This window comes from Cohnella hashimotonis, from assembly GCF_030014955.1.
GTDB classification, from domain to species: Bacteria; Bacillota; Bacilli; order Paenibacillales; family Paenibacillaceae; genus Cohnella; species Cohnella hashimotonis.
Map to the genome: position 1 here is coordinate 6,358,918 of NZ_JAGRPV010000001.1, position 17,191 is coordinate 6,376,108.

At 61.1% G+C, this 17,191-nt stretch carries 12 protein-coding genes; 4 read left to right on the forward strand and 8 right to left on the reverse strand.

What is annotated here, in order from left to right:
• Positions 1-179 precede the first annotated feature (179 nt).
• The 4 genes from KB449_RS25455 to KB449_RS25470 all read right to left on the reverse strand — a co-directional run bounded on the left by KB449_RS25455 (position 180) and on the right by KB449_RS25470 (position 5,907).
• A complete protein-coding gene (locus tag KB449_RS25455; protein WP_282912905.1) occupies positions 180-1,970 on the reverse strand; it encodes a type 2 periplasmic-binding domain-containing protein in 1,791 nt (596 codons plus the stop codon).
• Between the two features lie 180 nt (positions 1,971-2,150).
• The gene (locus tag KB449_RS25460; RefSeq protein WP_282911047.1) at positions 2,151-3,047 is read right to left on the reverse strand and encodes a carbohydrate ABC transporter permease; all 897 of its coding nucleotides are present in this window, start codon (positions 3,045-3,047) and stop codon (positions 2,151-2,153) included.
• A gap of 18 nt (positions 3,048-3,065) precedes the next feature.
• Positions 3,066-4,034, reverse strand: a complete 969-nt coding sequence (locus tag KB449_RS25465) for an ABC transporter permease (RefSeq protein WP_282911048.1) — start codon at positions 4,032-4,034, stop codon at positions 3,066-3,068.
• A gap of 628 nt (positions 4,035-4,662) precedes the next feature.
• A complete protein-coding gene (locus KB449_RS25470; protein WP_282911049.1) occupies positions 4,663-5,907 on the reverse strand; it encodes an MFS transporter in 1,245 nt (414 codons plus the stop codon).
• Between the two features lie 272 nt (positions 5,908-6,179).
• Between KB449_RS25470 and KB449_RS25475 the strand changes: the two genes are divergently transcribed.
• Positions 6,180-6,803, forward strand: a complete 624-nt coding sequence (locus KB449_RS25475; protein ID WP_282911050.1) for a TlpA family protein disulfide reductase — start codon at positions 6,180-6,182, stop codon at positions 6,801-6,803.
• Positions 6,804-6,939: 136 nt separating this feature from the next.
• Positions 6,940-7,935 (forward strand): oxidoreductase, encoded by a 996-nt coding sequence (locus tag KB449_RS25480; protein WP_282911051.1) that lies wholly within the window; start codon positions 6,940-6,942, stop codon positions 7,933-7,935.
• Positions 7,936-8,018: 83 nt separating this feature from the next.
• Here the strand turns inward: KB449_RS25480 and KB449_RS25485 are convergent, their stop codons facing one another.
• Together KB449_RS25485 and KB449_RS25490 are read right to left on the reverse strand one after the other, a co-directional pair.
• The gene (locus tag KB449_RS25485; protein WP_282911052.1) at positions 8,019-8,702 is read right to left on the reverse strand and encodes a queuosine precursor transporter; all 684 of its coding nucleotides are present in this window, start codon (positions 8,700-8,702) and stop codon (positions 8,019-8,021) included.
• 544 nt (positions 8,703-9,246) lie between these two features.
• Positions 9,247-11,895 (reverse strand): S-layer homology domain-containing protein, encoded by a 2,649-nt coding sequence (locus KB449_RS25490; protein WP_282911053.1) that lies wholly within the window; start codon positions 11,893-11,895, stop codon positions 9,247-9,249.
• Between the two features lie 185 nt (positions 11,896-12,080).
• Between KB449_RS25490 and KB449_RS25495 the strand changes: the two genes are divergently transcribed.
• The gene (locus KB449_RS25495) at positions 12,081-14,714 is read left to right on the forward strand and encodes a winged helix-turn-helix domain-containing protein (protein ID WP_282911054.1); all 2,634 of its coding nucleotides are present in this window, start codon (positions 12,081-12,083) and stop codon (positions 14,712-14,714) included.
• A 62-nt stretch (positions 14,715-14,776) separates the two neighbouring features.
• Here the strand turns inward: KB449_RS25495 and KB449_RS25500 are convergent, their stop codons facing one another.
• A complete protein-coding gene (locus KB449_RS25500) occupies positions 14,777-14,983 on the reverse strand; it encodes a helix-hairpin-helix domain-containing protein (RefSeq protein ID WP_282911055.1) in 207 nt (68 codons plus the stop codon).
• Positions 14,984-15,181: 198 nt separating this feature from the next.
• On the opposite strand from KB449_RS25500, the gene KB449_RS25505 reads away from it, so the two are divergent.
• Positions 15,182-16,486 carry a beta propeller repeat protein gene (locus tag KB449_RS25505; protein ID WP_282911056.1) on the forward strand — a complete coding sequence of 435 codons (1,305 nt, stop codon included), beginning with the start codon at positions 15,182-15,184 and terminating at the stop codon, positions 16,484-16,486.
• Positions 16,487-16,558: 72 nt separating this feature from the next.
• On the opposite strand, the gene lspA is transcribed toward KB449_RS25505, so the two are convergent.
• Positions 16,559-17,080 (reverse strand): signal peptidase II, encoded by a 522-nt coding sequence (lspA, locus tag KB449_RS25510; RefSeq protein ID WP_282911057.1) that lies wholly within the window; start codon positions 17,078-17,080, stop codon positions 16,559-16,561.
• Between the last annotated feature and the right edge of the window lie 111 nt (positions 17,081-17,191).

The following is a 17,191-nucleotide window of genomic DNA, read 5'->3' on the forward strand; positions in this document are numbered from 1 at the left end:
ACAGTTGCGTGCATCCCCTCTCGTTGCGTCGGGCTCGCCGCCCCTGTATACGCTTTCTAGTTTAACAAATTGCGCGACTTCCCGACAGCGGAAGCCGTTTCCCGGCGACAATGCCGGAAAAGCTTACCGCCACCCCGACGAGGGCGGCGATAAGCTTCAGGCTCCGGCGTTTTCCAATCTTACTTGTTGCGGTACTCGAATACCTTTTCGTTCTGCGCTTTGTTCCAGTTGAAAACGTCGTCGTAGCCGAGACCCTTGGCCTTCGTAATCATTTCCTTCTTGAGCTTGTCGAACTCGGCCTGGTTCTTCGCGAATACCATCTTCCAGGAATATTGCTTGATGACCTGCGAGACCTGGCCTTGCTTCTGCGACAAGTCGTCGGAGATGACTTCCGGCGCGGTGCCGGTGAAGATTTGCTTGTTGATCGCGATCTTGTCGTTCTTCTGCAAGTAATCTTTGGCGCTCGTCGCGCCGCCCATCGCGGCTCTCCAGTTTTCCTCCAGCTTGTTCGGCGCCGCTGCGAGCGTCGAGGTCCACAGCGTATAGTCGTACGGATCGCCAGTCTCCGGATTGATGCCGGTCATCTTCAGCGTCGTGTTGTTGATCTGGTTCTGGCCGTCCTTCCACGTGCCGCCGCCGAACTCTTCCGGTACCGCCGTAGCGTTGGACGGGAGCGCCTGCTTGCCGAAGTCCGTCAGGACGGGCTTGCCGTTTTCGAGCTTCCAGTTGAGGCCTTCCGGACCGTAGTTGGCGACCATCGTGCCTTCCGGGCTGTACATCCAGTCGAGGAACTCGAGCACGCGCTCCGGATGCTTCGCCTTGGCGCCGATCGCCCAGACGCGGTTGCCGCCGTACGGATTGTAGCCGTAGGAGAACGTGCGCTCTTCTTCGAACGGCACGAGCGCGAAGCCCTTGCCTTCGGCCAGACGCTCAGGCGTATTGTACGTGTTGAGCCACGGGAACCAGGTGAACAGCAGCTGGCCGTCCGTCATCTTATTGACGACGTCGTCGAACTTTTGCGTCATGGAGTCCGGATCGACCAGTCCCATTTGGTTCGCGTCAAAATACAGCTTCAGACCGCGCATATAGTAGCCGTCTTCGTCGAGCACGCCTTGCACTTCGCTCTTGTCGGCCGAGATCAGCGTGAAGCCGCCGTTGTTGAAGCCGTCCGTCTCGTCGAAGCCGTTCAAGCCCGCCCAGGCCTTGGTGTTCATCATCATATTGCCGTCCCAATCCTGCCACATCGAGAAAGCGTAGGTCGGCCGGCCAGAGTCGCTCTTCGGCTCCAGCTCCTGCATCTTCTTGAGCACGGGGAGGTAATCCTCCATCTTGGTGATCTTCGGACTGCCGGCCTTCTGGTACAGGTCGAAGCGCAGGTTCGGGTTGTAGGTCATGTCCTTGCCTTCCGATGGACCGTCTCCTTCGCCGACGTCGAAGCCGATGCCGTATACCTTGGAGCCGCCGCCGAAGTTAACTTTGTTCTTCTCGATCGCTTTGGGCGCGTACTTCAACAGGTTCGGTCCGTACTTGTCCAGCAGGCCGTCCTGCGTCCAGTCGAGCAGCATGCCCGCCTTGATCGCATCCTGATACTTCTGCCCGTCGTCGCCGAACACGACCAGATCGCCCAGACTGCCGGCCGACATCATCGCGGAGAACTTCACGTCGCCGCCGCCCTCGAGATTCGAGGAGATGATGTTGAGGTCGAGATTGAACTTGTCCTTGACGACCTTGGCAAACCAGCCCTGCTGCTCGCCCGAGAAGTTGGACAGCATCGAGAACACGTCGATCTTATAGGCGTCGCGCTGCGGCGCGCTCGACGCGGAAGCGCTTGCAGAAGCGCCGGACGATGCCGAGCCGGATGGCGCTGCGGATGGCGAAGCGTTGTTGCCATTGTTGCCGCCGGAGCAGGCGGCGAGGCTCGTCGCGAGCAGAACGGCGACGGATGCGGTTAGCGCTTTTTTCTTTTTCATCTGAACCACGGGGTAGTCCTCCCTTTGATAGATAGCTATTGGTAAACGCGGTCTACAACATGAAGCTGTCTGCCATTCCGGTCACATCGCGGGCTCCGGATTCACCTCCTTAGGTGGGCCCGCTGGGACTGTCGGGGATTGCCGGCGACTGCCGTCTACTGTGAGCCGACGTTTCGACCCTCAGCCTTTAACCGCGCCGATCATGATGCCTTTGACGAAAAAGCGCTGGAAGAACGGGTAAACGAACAAAATCGGGATGACGACGATCATCGAGACGGTCGTGCGGATCGAGGTCGCCGTCTGCATCTTGGACAGATCGACGTTCGCCGATCCCCCGCTGCTGCGGATGATGGCCGCGAGCGAGTTGGATTCGTTCAGGTACTTGTAGAGCACGAATTGAAGCGTGTAGTACTTCTGGTCGGTCATGAGGAACACGGTGTCGATAAAGGAGTTCCACTGCGTGACGGCGGCGAAAATGGCGATGGTGGCGGCGATCGGCATGATGAGCGGCATAATGATGCGGAAGAACAGCGTCATCGTCCCTGCGCCGTCGATCTCGGCCGATTCCTGCAGTACGTCGGGCAGCGATTCGACGAACGTTTTGACCAGGATTACGTAGAAAGGCGAGACGATCATCGGCAAAATATAAGCCATGAAGTTGTTGGTCATGTGCAGCTTCAGCATGATGACGTACCATGGGATGATGCCCGCGTTGAAGTACATCGTGATCATGATGAACCGGTACCAGAACGTGCGGCCCCACATCTTGCGCTTGGTGAAAATGTAGCCGAGGAACGCGGAGCCTGCGACCGTAGCCAGCGTCCCGATAACCGTGCGTCCGACGGATACGATCGCCGCTTGCGACAGGCCTTTGAGTTTCAGCACCTGAAGGTAGTTATTGAAGTGAATTTCCTTCGGGTACCACATGACCATGCCTCTTGAGCTTAGATCGTTGCTGCTGATCGTATTGATGAACAGATAATAGAACGGAAACAGGCACAGCAGCGTAAAGATAGCGAAGAACAGGTAGTTGAACGTGTGGAACACTTTGTCCCCGGTCGAGCTGCGGATCTTCAAGTTCGGCCCCTCCTTTGCTTAGATGATCGATTCCCCGCGCACCCACTTCGACAGCCGGTTGGCGAAGAACAGCAGCCCGATGCTGATGATCGACTTCAGCATGCTGACGGCCGTCGCGAAAGAGAAGTTGGTGCCGAGCATGCCCGTGTTGTAGACGTAGAGGTCTAGCACCTCGATATGGTCCTTGTTGATCGGGTTCTGAAAAACGAAGTACTGCTCCATCCCGTTGTTGATGAAGTTGGCGATCGAGAGCAGCAGCAGCACGAAGTACGTCGGCATGATGCCCGGCACCGTGATGTTCCACATCTGGCGGAAACGGCCCGCGCCGTCGACCTTGGCCGCATCGTACTGCTCCTGGTCGATGCCGGTGATGGCCGCGATGTACATGATCGCGCCCCAGCCGAGACCTTTCCAGGTGGCCCACAGAATCATGGCGAGCCAGGTGTGGCTGTCGTTCGCCAGGTAGTTGAAGCCGCGGTCTTGAAGTCCGAGCTCGATCAGGAGCCGGTTGATAAGACCGTTATCCACGTTAAACATCATGAAGGCGATTGCATAAACGAGCACCCAGCTGATGAAGTTCGGCAGCGTCGTCAGGATCTGCACCGTCTTCTTGAAGCGCATCGACCGGATCTCGGACAGCAGGATGGCGAAGGCGACTGGCAGCACCGAGGTCAGAATGCCGAGCGCGCTCATCGCAACAGTGTTCTTCATGACCCGCAGCACCTCTTGGGTCTGCGTCGGGTTGGCGAAGATCGAGCGGAACCACTGCAGGCCGACGAACGGCGTGTCGCTCAGCTTGAAGCCGGGCCGGTAATTGTAGAGCGAGTAGATCCAGCCGTACAGCGGCATATAGCTGAATATGAACACGAGCGCAAGGAAAGGAAGCGCATACAAAAACAATCGGTAGCGTTCCGCGATGCCGCGTTTTTTGGCGGCTGGCTGGACGACGGTCTGAGAATGCTGCGAAGTGCCGACAGCCGAACTCATAAGATTCCTCCTTCTGGGATTGCGGATTGCGGGATTGCGGGATTGCGGATTGCGGGATTGCGGATTGCGGGATTGCGGATTGCGGGTTGCGCCTTCGGTCCGATCGAGACGTCCGGCAGGCTTGCTGCGTTAGAAAGGGCGCTCGGCGGCGGTGGCTGATGAGAATGATGACGGAAATCGTTTTCCATCCTGCGGCTCGCCATCCCTTTCCGCTCTTCTACGCCTCTTATTGTATCTGGCGCGAGTTATGTAAGGGGATACAAAACGGTTGCTGCATGCGGGACAGCCGTCGCCAGACATCGAACGGGATTCCGCCGGTTGTAAACGATTTTCTACCTTCGGGGACGTACCGGGAAGACGGCATGCCCTGCTCCAGCTCACCGCCGTGGTGGGAAATCCGTCGGTTGCGGCGTCTATCCGGGCTATTTTTGCGCATTTGAACGATATCCCCTTCGCACAGGAAGGGGGACGGCAAGCGCTTGGGGGAGGTTTGGTGTACAGCGGCGGATAGCTTGGAGCGGCGGGTGTGCCCGGTCCGGGAGCTGAAACCGCAGATTTTGCGCTTCATTGCATATAAAAAAGTACAGTGCCTCCAAGTTTCTCACCTGGGCACTGTACTTTTTTTGCATTATGCGGTGCGTTTGCGGTCGGACGGCAGCAGCATGGCCAGGAATCCGACGACGGGCAGGATGCCGATCGTGTGCATGACCTCTGACATGCCGAAGACGTCGGCGGCTTTGCCCAGGACGACGGCGCCGATGGCGCCCATGCCGAACGCGAGTCCGGTCGTCAGGCCGGAGGCCATGCCGACCTTGGTGGGCAGCAGATGCTGCGCGTAGACGACGGCGACGGAGAAGCCGGACAGCAGGATGAAGCCCATGATCGCGATGGCGGGATAGATCGCCCACAGCGGCAAATACGGCAGCGCGAGCGAAAAGGGCAGCGCCCCCACGATCGAGAGCACGATCATTTTTTTGAGCCCGATCCGGTCCGCCATGACGCCGCCGAAGAAGGTGCCTGCCACGCCGGTCGCTAGGAACAGGAAGAGCGGGATCTGGGCCGACGACTTGGACAAGCCGTAGTGGTCGATCAGGTAGAACTGGTAGAACCCGCTGATCCCCGAGTGGTACCAGGAACGGCCGAATACGATGAAGACAAGCAGCGTCATGGCGAACAGCGCTCGCGGATGGTTCGTCAGCTCGGCTGCGGCAGCGCCTGCTTTGCGCTTCGCGCTGGCCGCTGCGCTTTTTTCCCGCCAGGCGTTGAGCTGTCCCTTATACCACGGTATCAGCCACATCAAGGCTGCGATGGCGAATGCCGCGAACAACGTCCCCCAGATTGCGCCATGCTGACCGAAGGGGATAAAGATGGCCGCCGCCATAAGCGGCGCCAGCGAGCTGCCTGCGTTGCCGCCGACCTGATAGATCGATTGGGCCAGTCCTCGCTTGCCGCCCGCCGCGAAGTAGACGACGCGCGAGCCTTCGGGATGAAAAATGGAAGAGCCGAGACCGATGAACATGACGGCGATCAGCACGCTCCAGAAAGCCGGCGCGAAGGCGATGCCGACCATGCCGATCAGGCTGAGACACATGCCGAGCGGCAGCAGGTACGGCCTTGCGGTCTTATCCGTGTAGGAACCGACGACCGGCTGCATGACCGACGACGTCATATTGAGCGCGAACGTGATCCATCCGACTTGGGCGAACGACAGGCTTAACGACTTTTCGAGAACGGTGAACATCGCGGGGACGACCGCCTGCATCGAATCGTTCATCATATGAACGAAGCTGATGCAGAGCAGCACTGGCATGACGGCGAGAGAGGCGTCGCGGGCGCTGCCCGGCTCGGCGCGCGTCGATGCGGTGGATGCCATGAATGATTCCTTCTTTCAGTTTCTTTCGGATTTTTCCGCTTGTGAAATTAAAGTTTAGGAGCGGTTCTCCATGAAGTCAAGCGAAGAATATCGATCGGGGCCATCGGAATAAAACATGCATGGACGGACAGCCGCCGATGCGCCCTATGTCGATTCGTCCGTGGAGGGATTGCCGATGTTGGAAGCGGACATATTGACTACTGAGACGCTCTTCCGTATTCGTTTTCGAGGAGGTCTCTCCGATTAAGCGACATTGGGAGGCTAGACCGAACGTGCAAAAGCAAGTATTACGCGATTGGGCGATGCTTGCCGTCTTCGTGACGGTTGCGATTGTATTGATGCTGTCTTACCGCGGTCCCTCACAAGCCGCACATGGCTCCGCGTTGTCTGTCGGGGACGGACAGGTCAGCGAAGCCGCCGCCGTCCGGAACGTAGCGCTCTCCACTCGTCCTGCGGCTCCCAAGCTGCTGGACATGGCCCCGGACTTCTCGCTGGAAGGCTTGGACGGCGCCACGCATTCCTTGTCCGACTACCGGGGCAAGCTAGTTGTTCTGAACTTTTGGGCTTCCTGGTGCGGCCCGTGCAGAGAGGAAGCTTCGGCCCTCGTCAAGACTGCCGCGCACTATAAAGACAAAGCGACCGTCGTAGCCGTCAATCTGACCGCCTCCGATGACGAATCCTCCGCACGCTCCTTCGCAACCGACCAGCATTTCGCGTTTCCCGTGCTGCTCGACCGCCTGGGGACCGTGGGAGAGCTTTACCGGATCCGGCCGATTCCGACGACGTTGTTCATCGACGCCCGGGGCGTCGTCGCGGACGAAGCGCTCGGCGCGCTCGGCGAGGACGAGTTCGCACGGCGCATTGAAGCGCTGCTCGCGCCGACGGGCCGGGGATAGTCCCGCGCAAGCGCCGGGACTATCCCCGTGCCATTGCAACCTGCACCCGGACGGTTAATAATGAAGGAGTACGGTCTTGAGCGCGCGACGCAGCGCGGGAAATGCCGTGCCATCACCGCCCGGGAGGCATTGCCAGATGAAGCATTATCGAGCCTTGGTAGCCAGATTAAGCGGAGAAGAAATTCTCGCTTCAGTCGAGCAATTGGAGCTGCCGTCTCTGAGGGACGGCGAAGTTCGCATTCAGGTCGCGTACTCTAGCGTGAACTATAAGGACGCCCTGGCGGTCAGTCCTCGCGGCAATGTCGTCAAAAGGTATCCGCACGTGCCCGGTATCGACCTCGCCGGCACGGTCACCGCTTCGAAGGACGCGCGCTTCAGCGAGGGAGACGCGGTGCTCGTCACCGGCTACGGCCTCGGCGTATCCGCGGACGGCGGCTATGCCGAGCTTGCGCAGGTGCCCGGCGACTGGATCGTCCCCCTGCCCGCCGGCCTCACGGCGCGGGAGGCGATGGCCTTCGGCACGGCGGGCTTTACGGCGGCGCTATCTGTGCTGCGCCTGGAGGAGGCCGGCCTCGCGCCCGGACAAGGCCCCGTCCTGGTGACGGGCGCCACCGGCGGCGTCGGCAGCGTCGCGGTGGCGATGCTGGCCGGCCTCGGTTACGAGGTGGCGGCCAGCTCTCGCAAGGCCGACGCCGAGGCGCAAGCCTTCCTGCGGGAGCTCGGCGCGAGCGAGCTGTTGCCGCCGGATGCGCTGCGCATGCCGGAAGGCAAGGCGATCGCGCGCGAACGCTGGGCCGGCGTCGTCGATCCGGTCGGCGGCCCGGCGCTGCGGGACGTGCTGGGCGCGGTCCGCTACGGCGGCGGCGTCGCGTTGAGCGGATTCACGGGCGGTGCGGACTTCGCCGCGAACATCTATCCGTTCATCCTGCGCGGCGTGAAGCTTCTCGGCATCGACTCGGTGCTCTGCCCGATGCCGGAACGGCTGCGCGCGTGGGAACGGATGGCCGGCGATCTGAAGCCCGCCGGCCTGTCGGACGGGATCGCGCGCGAGGTGGCGCTCGAAGAGCTGCCCGGCGCGCTTCGCGCCATCCTGCGCGGCGAAATGCGCGGCCGCGTGATCGCGAGGCTGTAACCGAACCGCATGAAGAACCAGTAAAAAGCCGAGCGCGGGGTAGACCCGTGCCCGGCTTTTTTTATAGGATGAAGTCGAACATCTTAACGTTCGTCCGCGAACTTGAAGCTCCGCGCCAAATAGATGACCGGCGTCGATGCGGCGGAGATGACGAACTTGAGCACGTAGGTCGTGATGGCGATCTCCCACCAGACGTCCCAGGGGTACAAGCCGATAAAGGCGATCGAGCTGAAAATAAGCGTATCGACGAGCTGGCTGATCCCCGTACTGCCGTTGTTGCGGATCCACAGCTGGGAGCGGCTCGGATAAGCGACCTTGAGGCGGCTGAAAATGCGAACGTCCAGGAACTGGCTGACGAAGTATGCGCACAGGCTGCCGAGCACGATGCGCGGCGTGATGCCGAAAATGGTGTGCAGCGCTTCCTGGCTGAAGTCGTCGGCGCCGGGCTTGAAGTGAAGCACCATCTGCATGATGACAAGCGACATGATCATCGTGAAAAAGCCGAACCAAACCGCCTTCCGCGCTTCCTTTTCCCCGTACTTCTCGTTCAGCAGGTCGGTCGTGAGGTAGATCGTGGCGTAAATGGTGTTGCCGAGCGTCATGACGATGCCGAATATCTCGATCGTCTTGACGACCTGGATGTTGGCCAGCAGCGTCGCCGCGCCGATCCAGGTGTACAGCCCGTTTTTGCCGAACAGGCGATAGCAGACGAGGAACAACGCGAAATTGACCGCGACGAATCCCACGCCCCAGAGCAGGTTAAACATATTGGACTTCCTCCTAGTTTTGATGACGCGGGAGGTCTCGAACCGCGGCTCCGTATCCCGGAGCAATGCCTACCATTATAGCATAGCGTTCCGTGCGCCCAGCAAGAAAAACCTGCAGGGAAGATTACGGACGGCGAAGGGCTCATCCTCATCAACGTTCCAATCGATCGGCTTATATGTCGCCTGCATCGTACTTTTGCCGTAATGCCTGCAAAAATACATCTATTTCCGCCCACGTTTACCCTTTTGGATAGTAAAGATGCAACGGTGCATGTATTTTCTACGATCGGCCCGAATTCGGGCTTGTGCTTTGAACATACCTGCGCATTTGCAGGTATTTCTTGACGTGCCGTTGGTCGGCAGAAAATGCATGTACAAATGCAGGTTTTTCGAATCGCCAACGATCCGAAAAGCTCCGTCACGTAAAAAGCACGCCTACGCGTCTACAAACCGCCGCCGTCCGAGTCAGGAAGTAAAAAATCCGGCTCTCTCGGCTGCCTGAGGACAGCCGGAAGAACCGGATGAACGAACGTGCGCTGAAGTCCTACTCGCTAGGCTCCAGCGGCGGAAGGGCAAGCGTCGAATATTCCGCGACGTTGGATCTTCCCTTGTTATAGCCGTCACCGACGACGAGACGGAACTTATAATTCAAGCCCGGCGTCAAACCGCTCAGCGTGACGTGGTCGGCGCCGCGATCGATGTCTCCTACATAGAACGTAAAGTCATCTTTATACGTTACCCCATCCTGGTACTCGATGAAATAATAGGTCGATTCGACAGGTTCGGAAAATTTTAAGGTAACCGTCGTCGCATCGTTCGGCTGGTTGTCGTCTACGGCCAAATCGGAGATCGGGCCCAGCGAATCGAGTTCCAGAGGGATGAGCACGGGGCTCAGCTCAAACAACGCGTCCTCCTCGGCTTGGGCCTCGGCATCGGAGATCCAGGCTTTTAAAATTAGATCCCGATCTTCCGTCGACGGATCGATCCAAACGGTATAGCTGATGTCGAACTGGATTCCGGGCGGAAGCGAGTACGGGGCCTGCGGGTAATGACCGACGAATCGATCGGTGCCTTCGACTCTCTCCAGGTAGAACCAATCGGATACGCCAGGATAGTCATAATCCACTTCCAGCTCGTCCCCGTCATAATTCGGAAGCGTCAACTCGATGCCGTTCACGGCATTTTGAAGGTCGAGGCCTTGATTGTCGATATGCACGTCAACCTGCAGCACGCCTTCGAACTTCGTGTAGTCGTAATCGGCAACACTTAGCTTGACGTCGGCCGACAGCTTGAAGCGAATGACGGTCTCGCCGCCCGCCGCATTCGTCGCGGTCAGCACGTAGGCGCCGCTCTCGTAGAGCGCGCTGCCGAGTTCGTAGCCGGCAATCGGATTGCCGTTCCTGGTCAACTCGATAAACGCGATATCCTGTCCATCGCCAAGTTCGGGCGTAACCGCAGCCGTGTAGATTTGTTCGTCTTTGACGCCAATAATGACCGGTCCGGGCGTCGGCGTCGGCTCCGCGCTCGGCGACGGGCTTGGCTCCGCGCTTGGCGACGGGCTCGGCTCCGCGCTAGGCGACGGGCTCGGCTCCGCGCTCGGCGACGGGCTCGGCTCCGCGCTCGGCGACGGGCTCGGCGACGGGCTCGGCTCCGCGCTTGGCGACGGGCTCGGCTCCGCGCTCGGCGTCGGGCTTGGCTCGGCGCTCGGCGACGGGCTCGGCTCCGCGCTTGGCGACGGACTCGGCTCCGCGCTCGGCGACGGGCTCGGCTCCGCGCTTGGCGACGGGCTCGGCTCCGCGCTCGGCGACGGGCTTGGCTCCGCGCTCGGCGACGGGCTTGGCTCCGCGCTCGGCGACGGACTCGGCTCCGCGCTTGGCGACGGGCTCGGCTCCGCGCTCGGCGACGGGCTCGGCTCCGCGCTCGGCGACGGGCTCGGCTCCGCGCTCGGCGAGGGGCTCGGCTCCGCGCTCGGCGACGGGCTTGGCTCCGCGCTCGGCGACGGCGTAGCGCTAGGCGCTGGCGTCGACGTGGCGCCCCCGCTCGAGGAAGATCCGCCGCCAGTGCCCGTCTCGCCTGCCAGCTGCACGCCGGCCTCGCGCTCCAGGCTGCCCGGCGCATGTTCGAACGACGAGCCCGAGACGAACAGACGGGCGTTCCCGATCTGGCCGGCGCCGGTGACGAAGATGATCGCGTGCGCGTTCAAGGTGCCTACGGTCGAGCCGGACGGCACGACGAGCAGCCCTGCCGTGCGGAAATCGAGCCGCGCGACAACCGTAACGCCCTCCAGCACGAGGCGGAGCTTGCCGCCGGGCTTGTTCACGACGACCTGTCCGAGCTTGGCGTCGGACAGGTGAACGCTGTGCTCGCCGCCTCCGGCGACGTTCAGCGTGCCGGCTACGGTCACGCCGTCCAACTGCGCGTCGCCCTCGCCCACCTCGGCGCCGATGGCCAGATCGCCGCGGACGACCATATTGCGCAGCGTCACGCCCGGCGCCGAGATCGATACGCTGCCGGCGATCTCCTGCGTGCCTTGGGCCGGTCCGTAGACGCCTGCCTTGTCGTATACCGTCGTGCGCGTCCGTTCGCGCAGCGCCCATGCCTTGTCCAGCGCAACGACGGCTTCCGCGCGGGTCATCGCCTTGGCCGGCCGGAACGTCCCGTCCGGATAGCCCCCGAGCAGCTTGGAATAGACAGCTGCACCGACGGAGGCTTTGCTCCACGACCGCAGATCCGCGGCATCCGTGAATGCCGGCTCGACGACCTCCGCATCCGTCAGCCCGTTCAGCTTCGCGAGCACGACAGCCGCTTCTTCCCGCGTCACGCTCCGGGACGGCCGGATCGTACCGTCAGGGTAGCCCGACAGAATGCCCGCACCTGCAGCCGCGTAGATCGCGCCCGCATACCAGCTCCCTTTACCGACGTCGCTATATTCCCCGGCGCCCGTACTGCCTGCTTGAAGCCCGAAAGCACGCACGGCCAGCGCCGCGAACTCGGCGCGCGTGACCGGCTGATCCGGCTGCAGCCCGCCGTTCCCCGCGCCCGCCAGCCACCCTTTGTCCACCCAAGCGTTCAGCGTTTCCGCGGCCCAGTGTTCCGAGAGCCCCGCCGCCGAAGCTGCGCCTCCCCAACCCGCCCCAAGCACGGACAGCGCGATGGCGCATGCCGACAGCCTGACTCCTTTTCCCCATGCCACGACCGATCATCCTCTCCTTGCAAGCTTTGTCTGGTGCCCATCCTACCAGGGAAGCGGGAGAGAATCGATTTACTTTCGTTAACTTTCGACAGCATCTGCCAAAAGGAAAAAGCCGCGCACGCGCCGAATACCTTTCTAGAATAGTATACGTTTGACACTAAACATGCCGAATCGAGGTATGCAGCTTGCCTTCCGATATCATCCTGCGAACGAAAATACGAATCCCTCCCGTTCGCCGGGACGGGATCGTGCGAACGAGACTGCTCGAACGGATGGACCACGCCTTCAACGGCAGGCTGACCGAACTCGTGGCCCCCGCCGGCTTTGGAAAAACGACGCTGCTGACGCAATTCTTGACGGAACGGAAGGCGCCGGCGGCATGGCTCTCGCTGGACGACACCGACAATGACCCCGCCAAATTTTGGCGATATTTCATTCAAGCGATCGGCGCCGTGATCCCGGAGCTGCCCGCGCGGGCGCTTCCGCTATTGGACGCGTACCCGAACGTTTCGCGAGAAACGATGGCAGACATGCTCCTTGGGGAAATCGACGAATTTACCATGCGGACCGGGCAGCCGCTGGCAATCGCGCTGGACGACTACCATGCCATCCATGACGAGCGGATCCACGACAGCCTCGCCTATTTTATCGATCAATTGCCCGACGGGGCGCATCTGATCATCGCGAGCCGCACGCAGCCCCCGGTCAAAGCTGCGAAGTGGCGCGCGCGCGGCCAGAGCACCGAGATCGCCGGCGGTGAATTGACGTTTACCGTCGATGAGACGCGCCGTTTCTGCGAACATACGGCCAAGCTCAGCTTGACGACCGAGCAGGTCGACCGGATCGTCGCTTGGACGGAAGGCTGGGCGGCGATCGTTCAGCTCTTGTCCGTATCGCTCGAAGGCAGAGACGCCGGATCCTTGGATCGGCTTAGCGGTCATGCTGCTGGCGGTCATGGAGACATCATGGCGTATCTGGCGGAAGAGGTGCTGTCGCGTCTGCCGGACGAGCTGCGGCGGTTTCTGCTCGACACTTCCGTTACCGAACGGTTCGATGCCGTCACATGCGACGCCCTGACGGGCCGCGACGACGGGGCGCGCATGCTGGGCGAGCTCCGCAGGCGCAATCTGTTTCTCGTTTCGCTGGACGACGGCGGCGTTTGGTTCAGGTATCATCATATTTTCCGCGACGTTCTGAAGAATGAGCTGCTGCGGGAAGATCCAGCGCGTGCCAAGCGTCTCTCCCGCGCAGCGGCGCTGCGCTTCAGCGAGCTCGGACTGTATGACGAAGCGATGGAACAGGTCGTCCAAGGAGGCAACGACGAGCTGGCGGCAGAGCTGCTGCAGCGCCATCTATACACAGTGCTCGGACGCGGAGAGTTTTCGACCCTGCTGCGCTGGATGCAGGCCATTTCGCCTGCGTCGCTGCCGGCCGAGTTGCATTTGCTCCACGCGTTCGCGCTCGTTGTCACCGGTCAATACCCCGCCGCGGAGGCTGCGCTGATCACGCTCGAGCGGGACATTCATGCGCTTCCCGACGACGGGCGGCGCGGACAATTGCAGAGCGGCCTGTTTTTCGTCAAAGTTAATTATGCTTTCTCTACCGGCGACTACGACCAATGGTTGAAGTACGCGGACCGCATTCCGGATATGCTGCCGGAGAGCCCTTTGTTCTACAACTTGAACTACAACAAGAGCGAGCCGCTTGTCAGACGCACGCTGTTCGGCCTGAACGGCGCCATCCCGCCGAATACGAACGTCATCGCACTGCGGATGGTCGACATCATGAACGCGCATGGGTGGAAACAGTCGTTATTTTCGCAATACGTGGTTCAATCCGTCGCCGAAGGTTACTTCGAATGGGACCGGGTGTCGGAGGCGGATTCGCTGCTGAAGGAAGTCGAGACGATTGCTTATCTAAAAAGATGCGCCGGCTTGTACGTTCCGTGCCGCATCACGATGGCCAGAGTCCTGCAGGCCAAGGGACGCGGCGCGGAGGCTCGCAGCCTGCTGCAATCGACGGCAGAAACGACCGGCGAATGGGGCGAATCGCGTTGGGAGATGCCGCTGGCCGCGTATGAAGCGCGCTTTGCGCTAGCCGAAGGCGATCTGGCCGGCGCCGAGCGTCTCCTGAAGCGGACCGGCGTAGGCGCTGCCGACACCCCGGCGCTTTATAGAGAGACGGAATATATGACGCTCGCCCGGCTGCTCGGCGCACGGCGCAAGGAAAAGGAAGCGCTGAGGCTGCTGGAGGGCCTGACCATGCTGGGCGCCCGCGAGCGCAGCCTTATTACGACGGTGGATGCGTCCGTTCTTCGCGCGCTGCTGGAGTGGCAGCGCGGACGGCGCGAGGCGGCGCTCGACCGGCTGCAGGAGGCGCTCGCCGCGGGCGCCGCAAACGGATATGTGCGCAGCTTCACCGGCGAAGGCAAGCCGATGCTGACGCTGCTGCAGGCGTATCGCGCCAAGCGCCTGCAGCCCGTCTCCGCCGGCGAAGAGATGCTGGCCGGCGATGACGTCGTTCCGGCTGCGTACGTGGAAGGCCTCATTGCCAGGCTTGAGGCGGAGCTCGAAGCGGCCGGCGCCTCGCCAGCGGAGGGAGAATATGGCGTCGAACGGCTGATCGAGCCGCTTACGGACAAGGAGCTGGCGCTGCTGCAGGAGCTCGATCGGGGCGCGACGAACCGGGAGTCTGCCGCGAAGCTTCAATTGACCGAGGGCACGGTCAAAGTGTACCTGAGCCGCGTGTACGCCAAGCTCGGCGTCTCGTCGCGGACTCAGGCGCTCAGCCGTGCGCGGGAGCTGCGGCTGTTGGATTAAATTGTCGGGGCGAGCGGGTTGGACGGGGCGAATCGCCTTCCGCAGTGGGGCGATTCGCCTCGTCACGCCTCTGCTTTTTTAAACGACAATCCCCGCTCCGCGAGCGCTTGCTCCAGCGTATCGATTCCCTTGCGGCCCATGCCGTGCAGCTTGAGGATATCCGCCGCCCGCCAGTCGGCGAGCTGATCGAGCCGCTGGATGCCCGCACTAGCGAGCGCGCGCAGTGCCGGCTTGGACAGCCGTTCGGGCAAATCGCGTTCATGCTCCATTTCGACGCCTCCTACTATAAATAAGTTAATCGAACCCTCCGGTACTATTTCATATTACCTTGCCCTTCCCTTCCTCTTCCATCCTGCATCGCCATTTCTGCTCCCCGTCATCCGATCGGCAACTTCCCTTGCCGTCGGTTCGTCTAACTTCTTGAAGGTTAAACTACTACCATCACGAAGAAACGGAGATGAAATGCTATGCCGAAATTCAAATGGTTCAGCCTCGTGCTGGCCTCTTCCTTACTCGCGGTACCGCTCGCCGCATGCGGCCAGAGCGACGGAGCCACATCCTCCGGCGATGCAAGTGCGTCTGTGTCCGCCACGGTACCGGCTTCCGACAGCGCAAGCACCACGACGTCCCCGACGGCTTCGGCCTCCGAACCCGCAGCCGCTTCTCCTTCGGCGATCCCCGCGGAGACTGCTTCTGCGGCCCCGAGCGCCTCATCGACCGCAGCGCCGTCCGCGGCGGCGTCCGAATCCGAGCAGGCGGTATTGAGAATGCCGACCGCGTTTCGAATGGCAGGCACCAAGATCGGCTGGTCGGGCGGAAAAGGCTGGATTGCAAGAACCGACGACGGCGGCAAAACCTGGCATACGCAATACAAGCATAATTACGAGGTTCTGCAAATTTTCGCTTTGAACGACCAGCAGGCCTGGGCTACGCTCGACATCGGCGACTCCAAAGCCGTGAAGCTCGTGAAGACGACCGACGGCGGCAAAAACTGGAGCGATGCGGGGAAAGTGCCGAGCTACGACTTTTTCCACTTTATCAATGAAAAAGAAGCGTTCAGCGGTTCATGGACGACCCGGGACGGCGGCAAGTCATGGCAGGAGCTCTCCGTTCCGAAAGACCAGGTCGGCAGCGTTTATTTCCACGACCCCAGCAATGGCTGGGCCGTCACTCAGACCGCCGGGAAAAAGTTCAGCTTCCTGCGCACGCAGGACGGCGGGAAGTCGTGGACATCCGTCTATTCGAAGGCTTGGGACGGGGAACTCAATGGCGCCGTCATCCGTTCCGCCGGCAAAAACGACGCCTGGATCGAGCTGATCGGCGGTTCGGGCATGACGCAGACGTCGTATTCGCTGTTCCACACCGCGGACGGCAAGAACTGGCAGCCTGTCGTCGCCAACAGCACAGCGGGCGCGGGGCCTGCTCCAGGCTTTAAAATGGACGACAAAGGCGTTCCTTCCAACGAAGGCAGCTCGCCGGGCACGCTGTACGTGGTCGACACGAAGACGGCCTTTCTCGGCGGCCAATGCCAGGCTTGCGACAACTCCAATACGTTGGGCTACACGACGGACGGCGGCAAAACCTGGGTAAACGACAAAACGCAGCTCCCCGGCTACGGCAAGCAGTTGATCGCGGCCGCCGACGCCAAGCACGTCTCTTGGATTCTCACCGACGCGGAGAACCCGTCCGTCCTGTACGTGTCGCAAGACAGCGGCGCGCACTGGACCAAAACGCACTCGTTCGCCAAACCCGAAGACAGCGCCTCAAAGTAACCGTCTAAAGAAAAGAAGCTTCAAGACCGCTTTATGCGGACCTGAAGCTTCTTTTTTTCTACTTCAAAATGCTCAGCATTCCCTCGGCTCTCCGATGTCGGGCTCCGGATCTTTCTTGGCCGCCCGCGCGTCCAGCAGCATGCCGACGACGCCAAGCAGCACGCCGATATTGATCGCGATGTCTGCCAGGTTCATGATGCCTCCGCCGACCGCCCACTCCAGGAAATCCGTCACACGCGCGAAAAGCAGCCGATCGATCGCGTTGCCGACGGCGCCGCCGGCGAAAAATCCCGCGCCCGCAGCAAGCCAGGGGTTGCTCAGCTTGCCCTTGCGCTGCGCGTAAACGACCCAGACGACGACCGCGATCGCGACCGGAATAAAAATCCGTCCCCAACCCTCGAACGAGCTGCCCGCTGCGCCCGTATTTTCGTAATGGGTAAATTGCAAAACGCCGGGCCAAAACGAATGGCTGTCGCCGACAGGCAACGTATGACGGACTACAATCTTGGACAACTGATCGATCGCGATAACGGCCAGGAGCACGATGTAGACAAGCCCGAATCGAGGGCCTCTGCCCGGTTTGACGCTGCGCATGGCGATCCCTCCTTTATGCCAAGTATACGCGATCGTGGAGTTGGGCGTTGCGCATCATCGGCGCGATTGCCTTCTCCGAGATGTCCCGTTAAGCCGACCAACACCGCGACA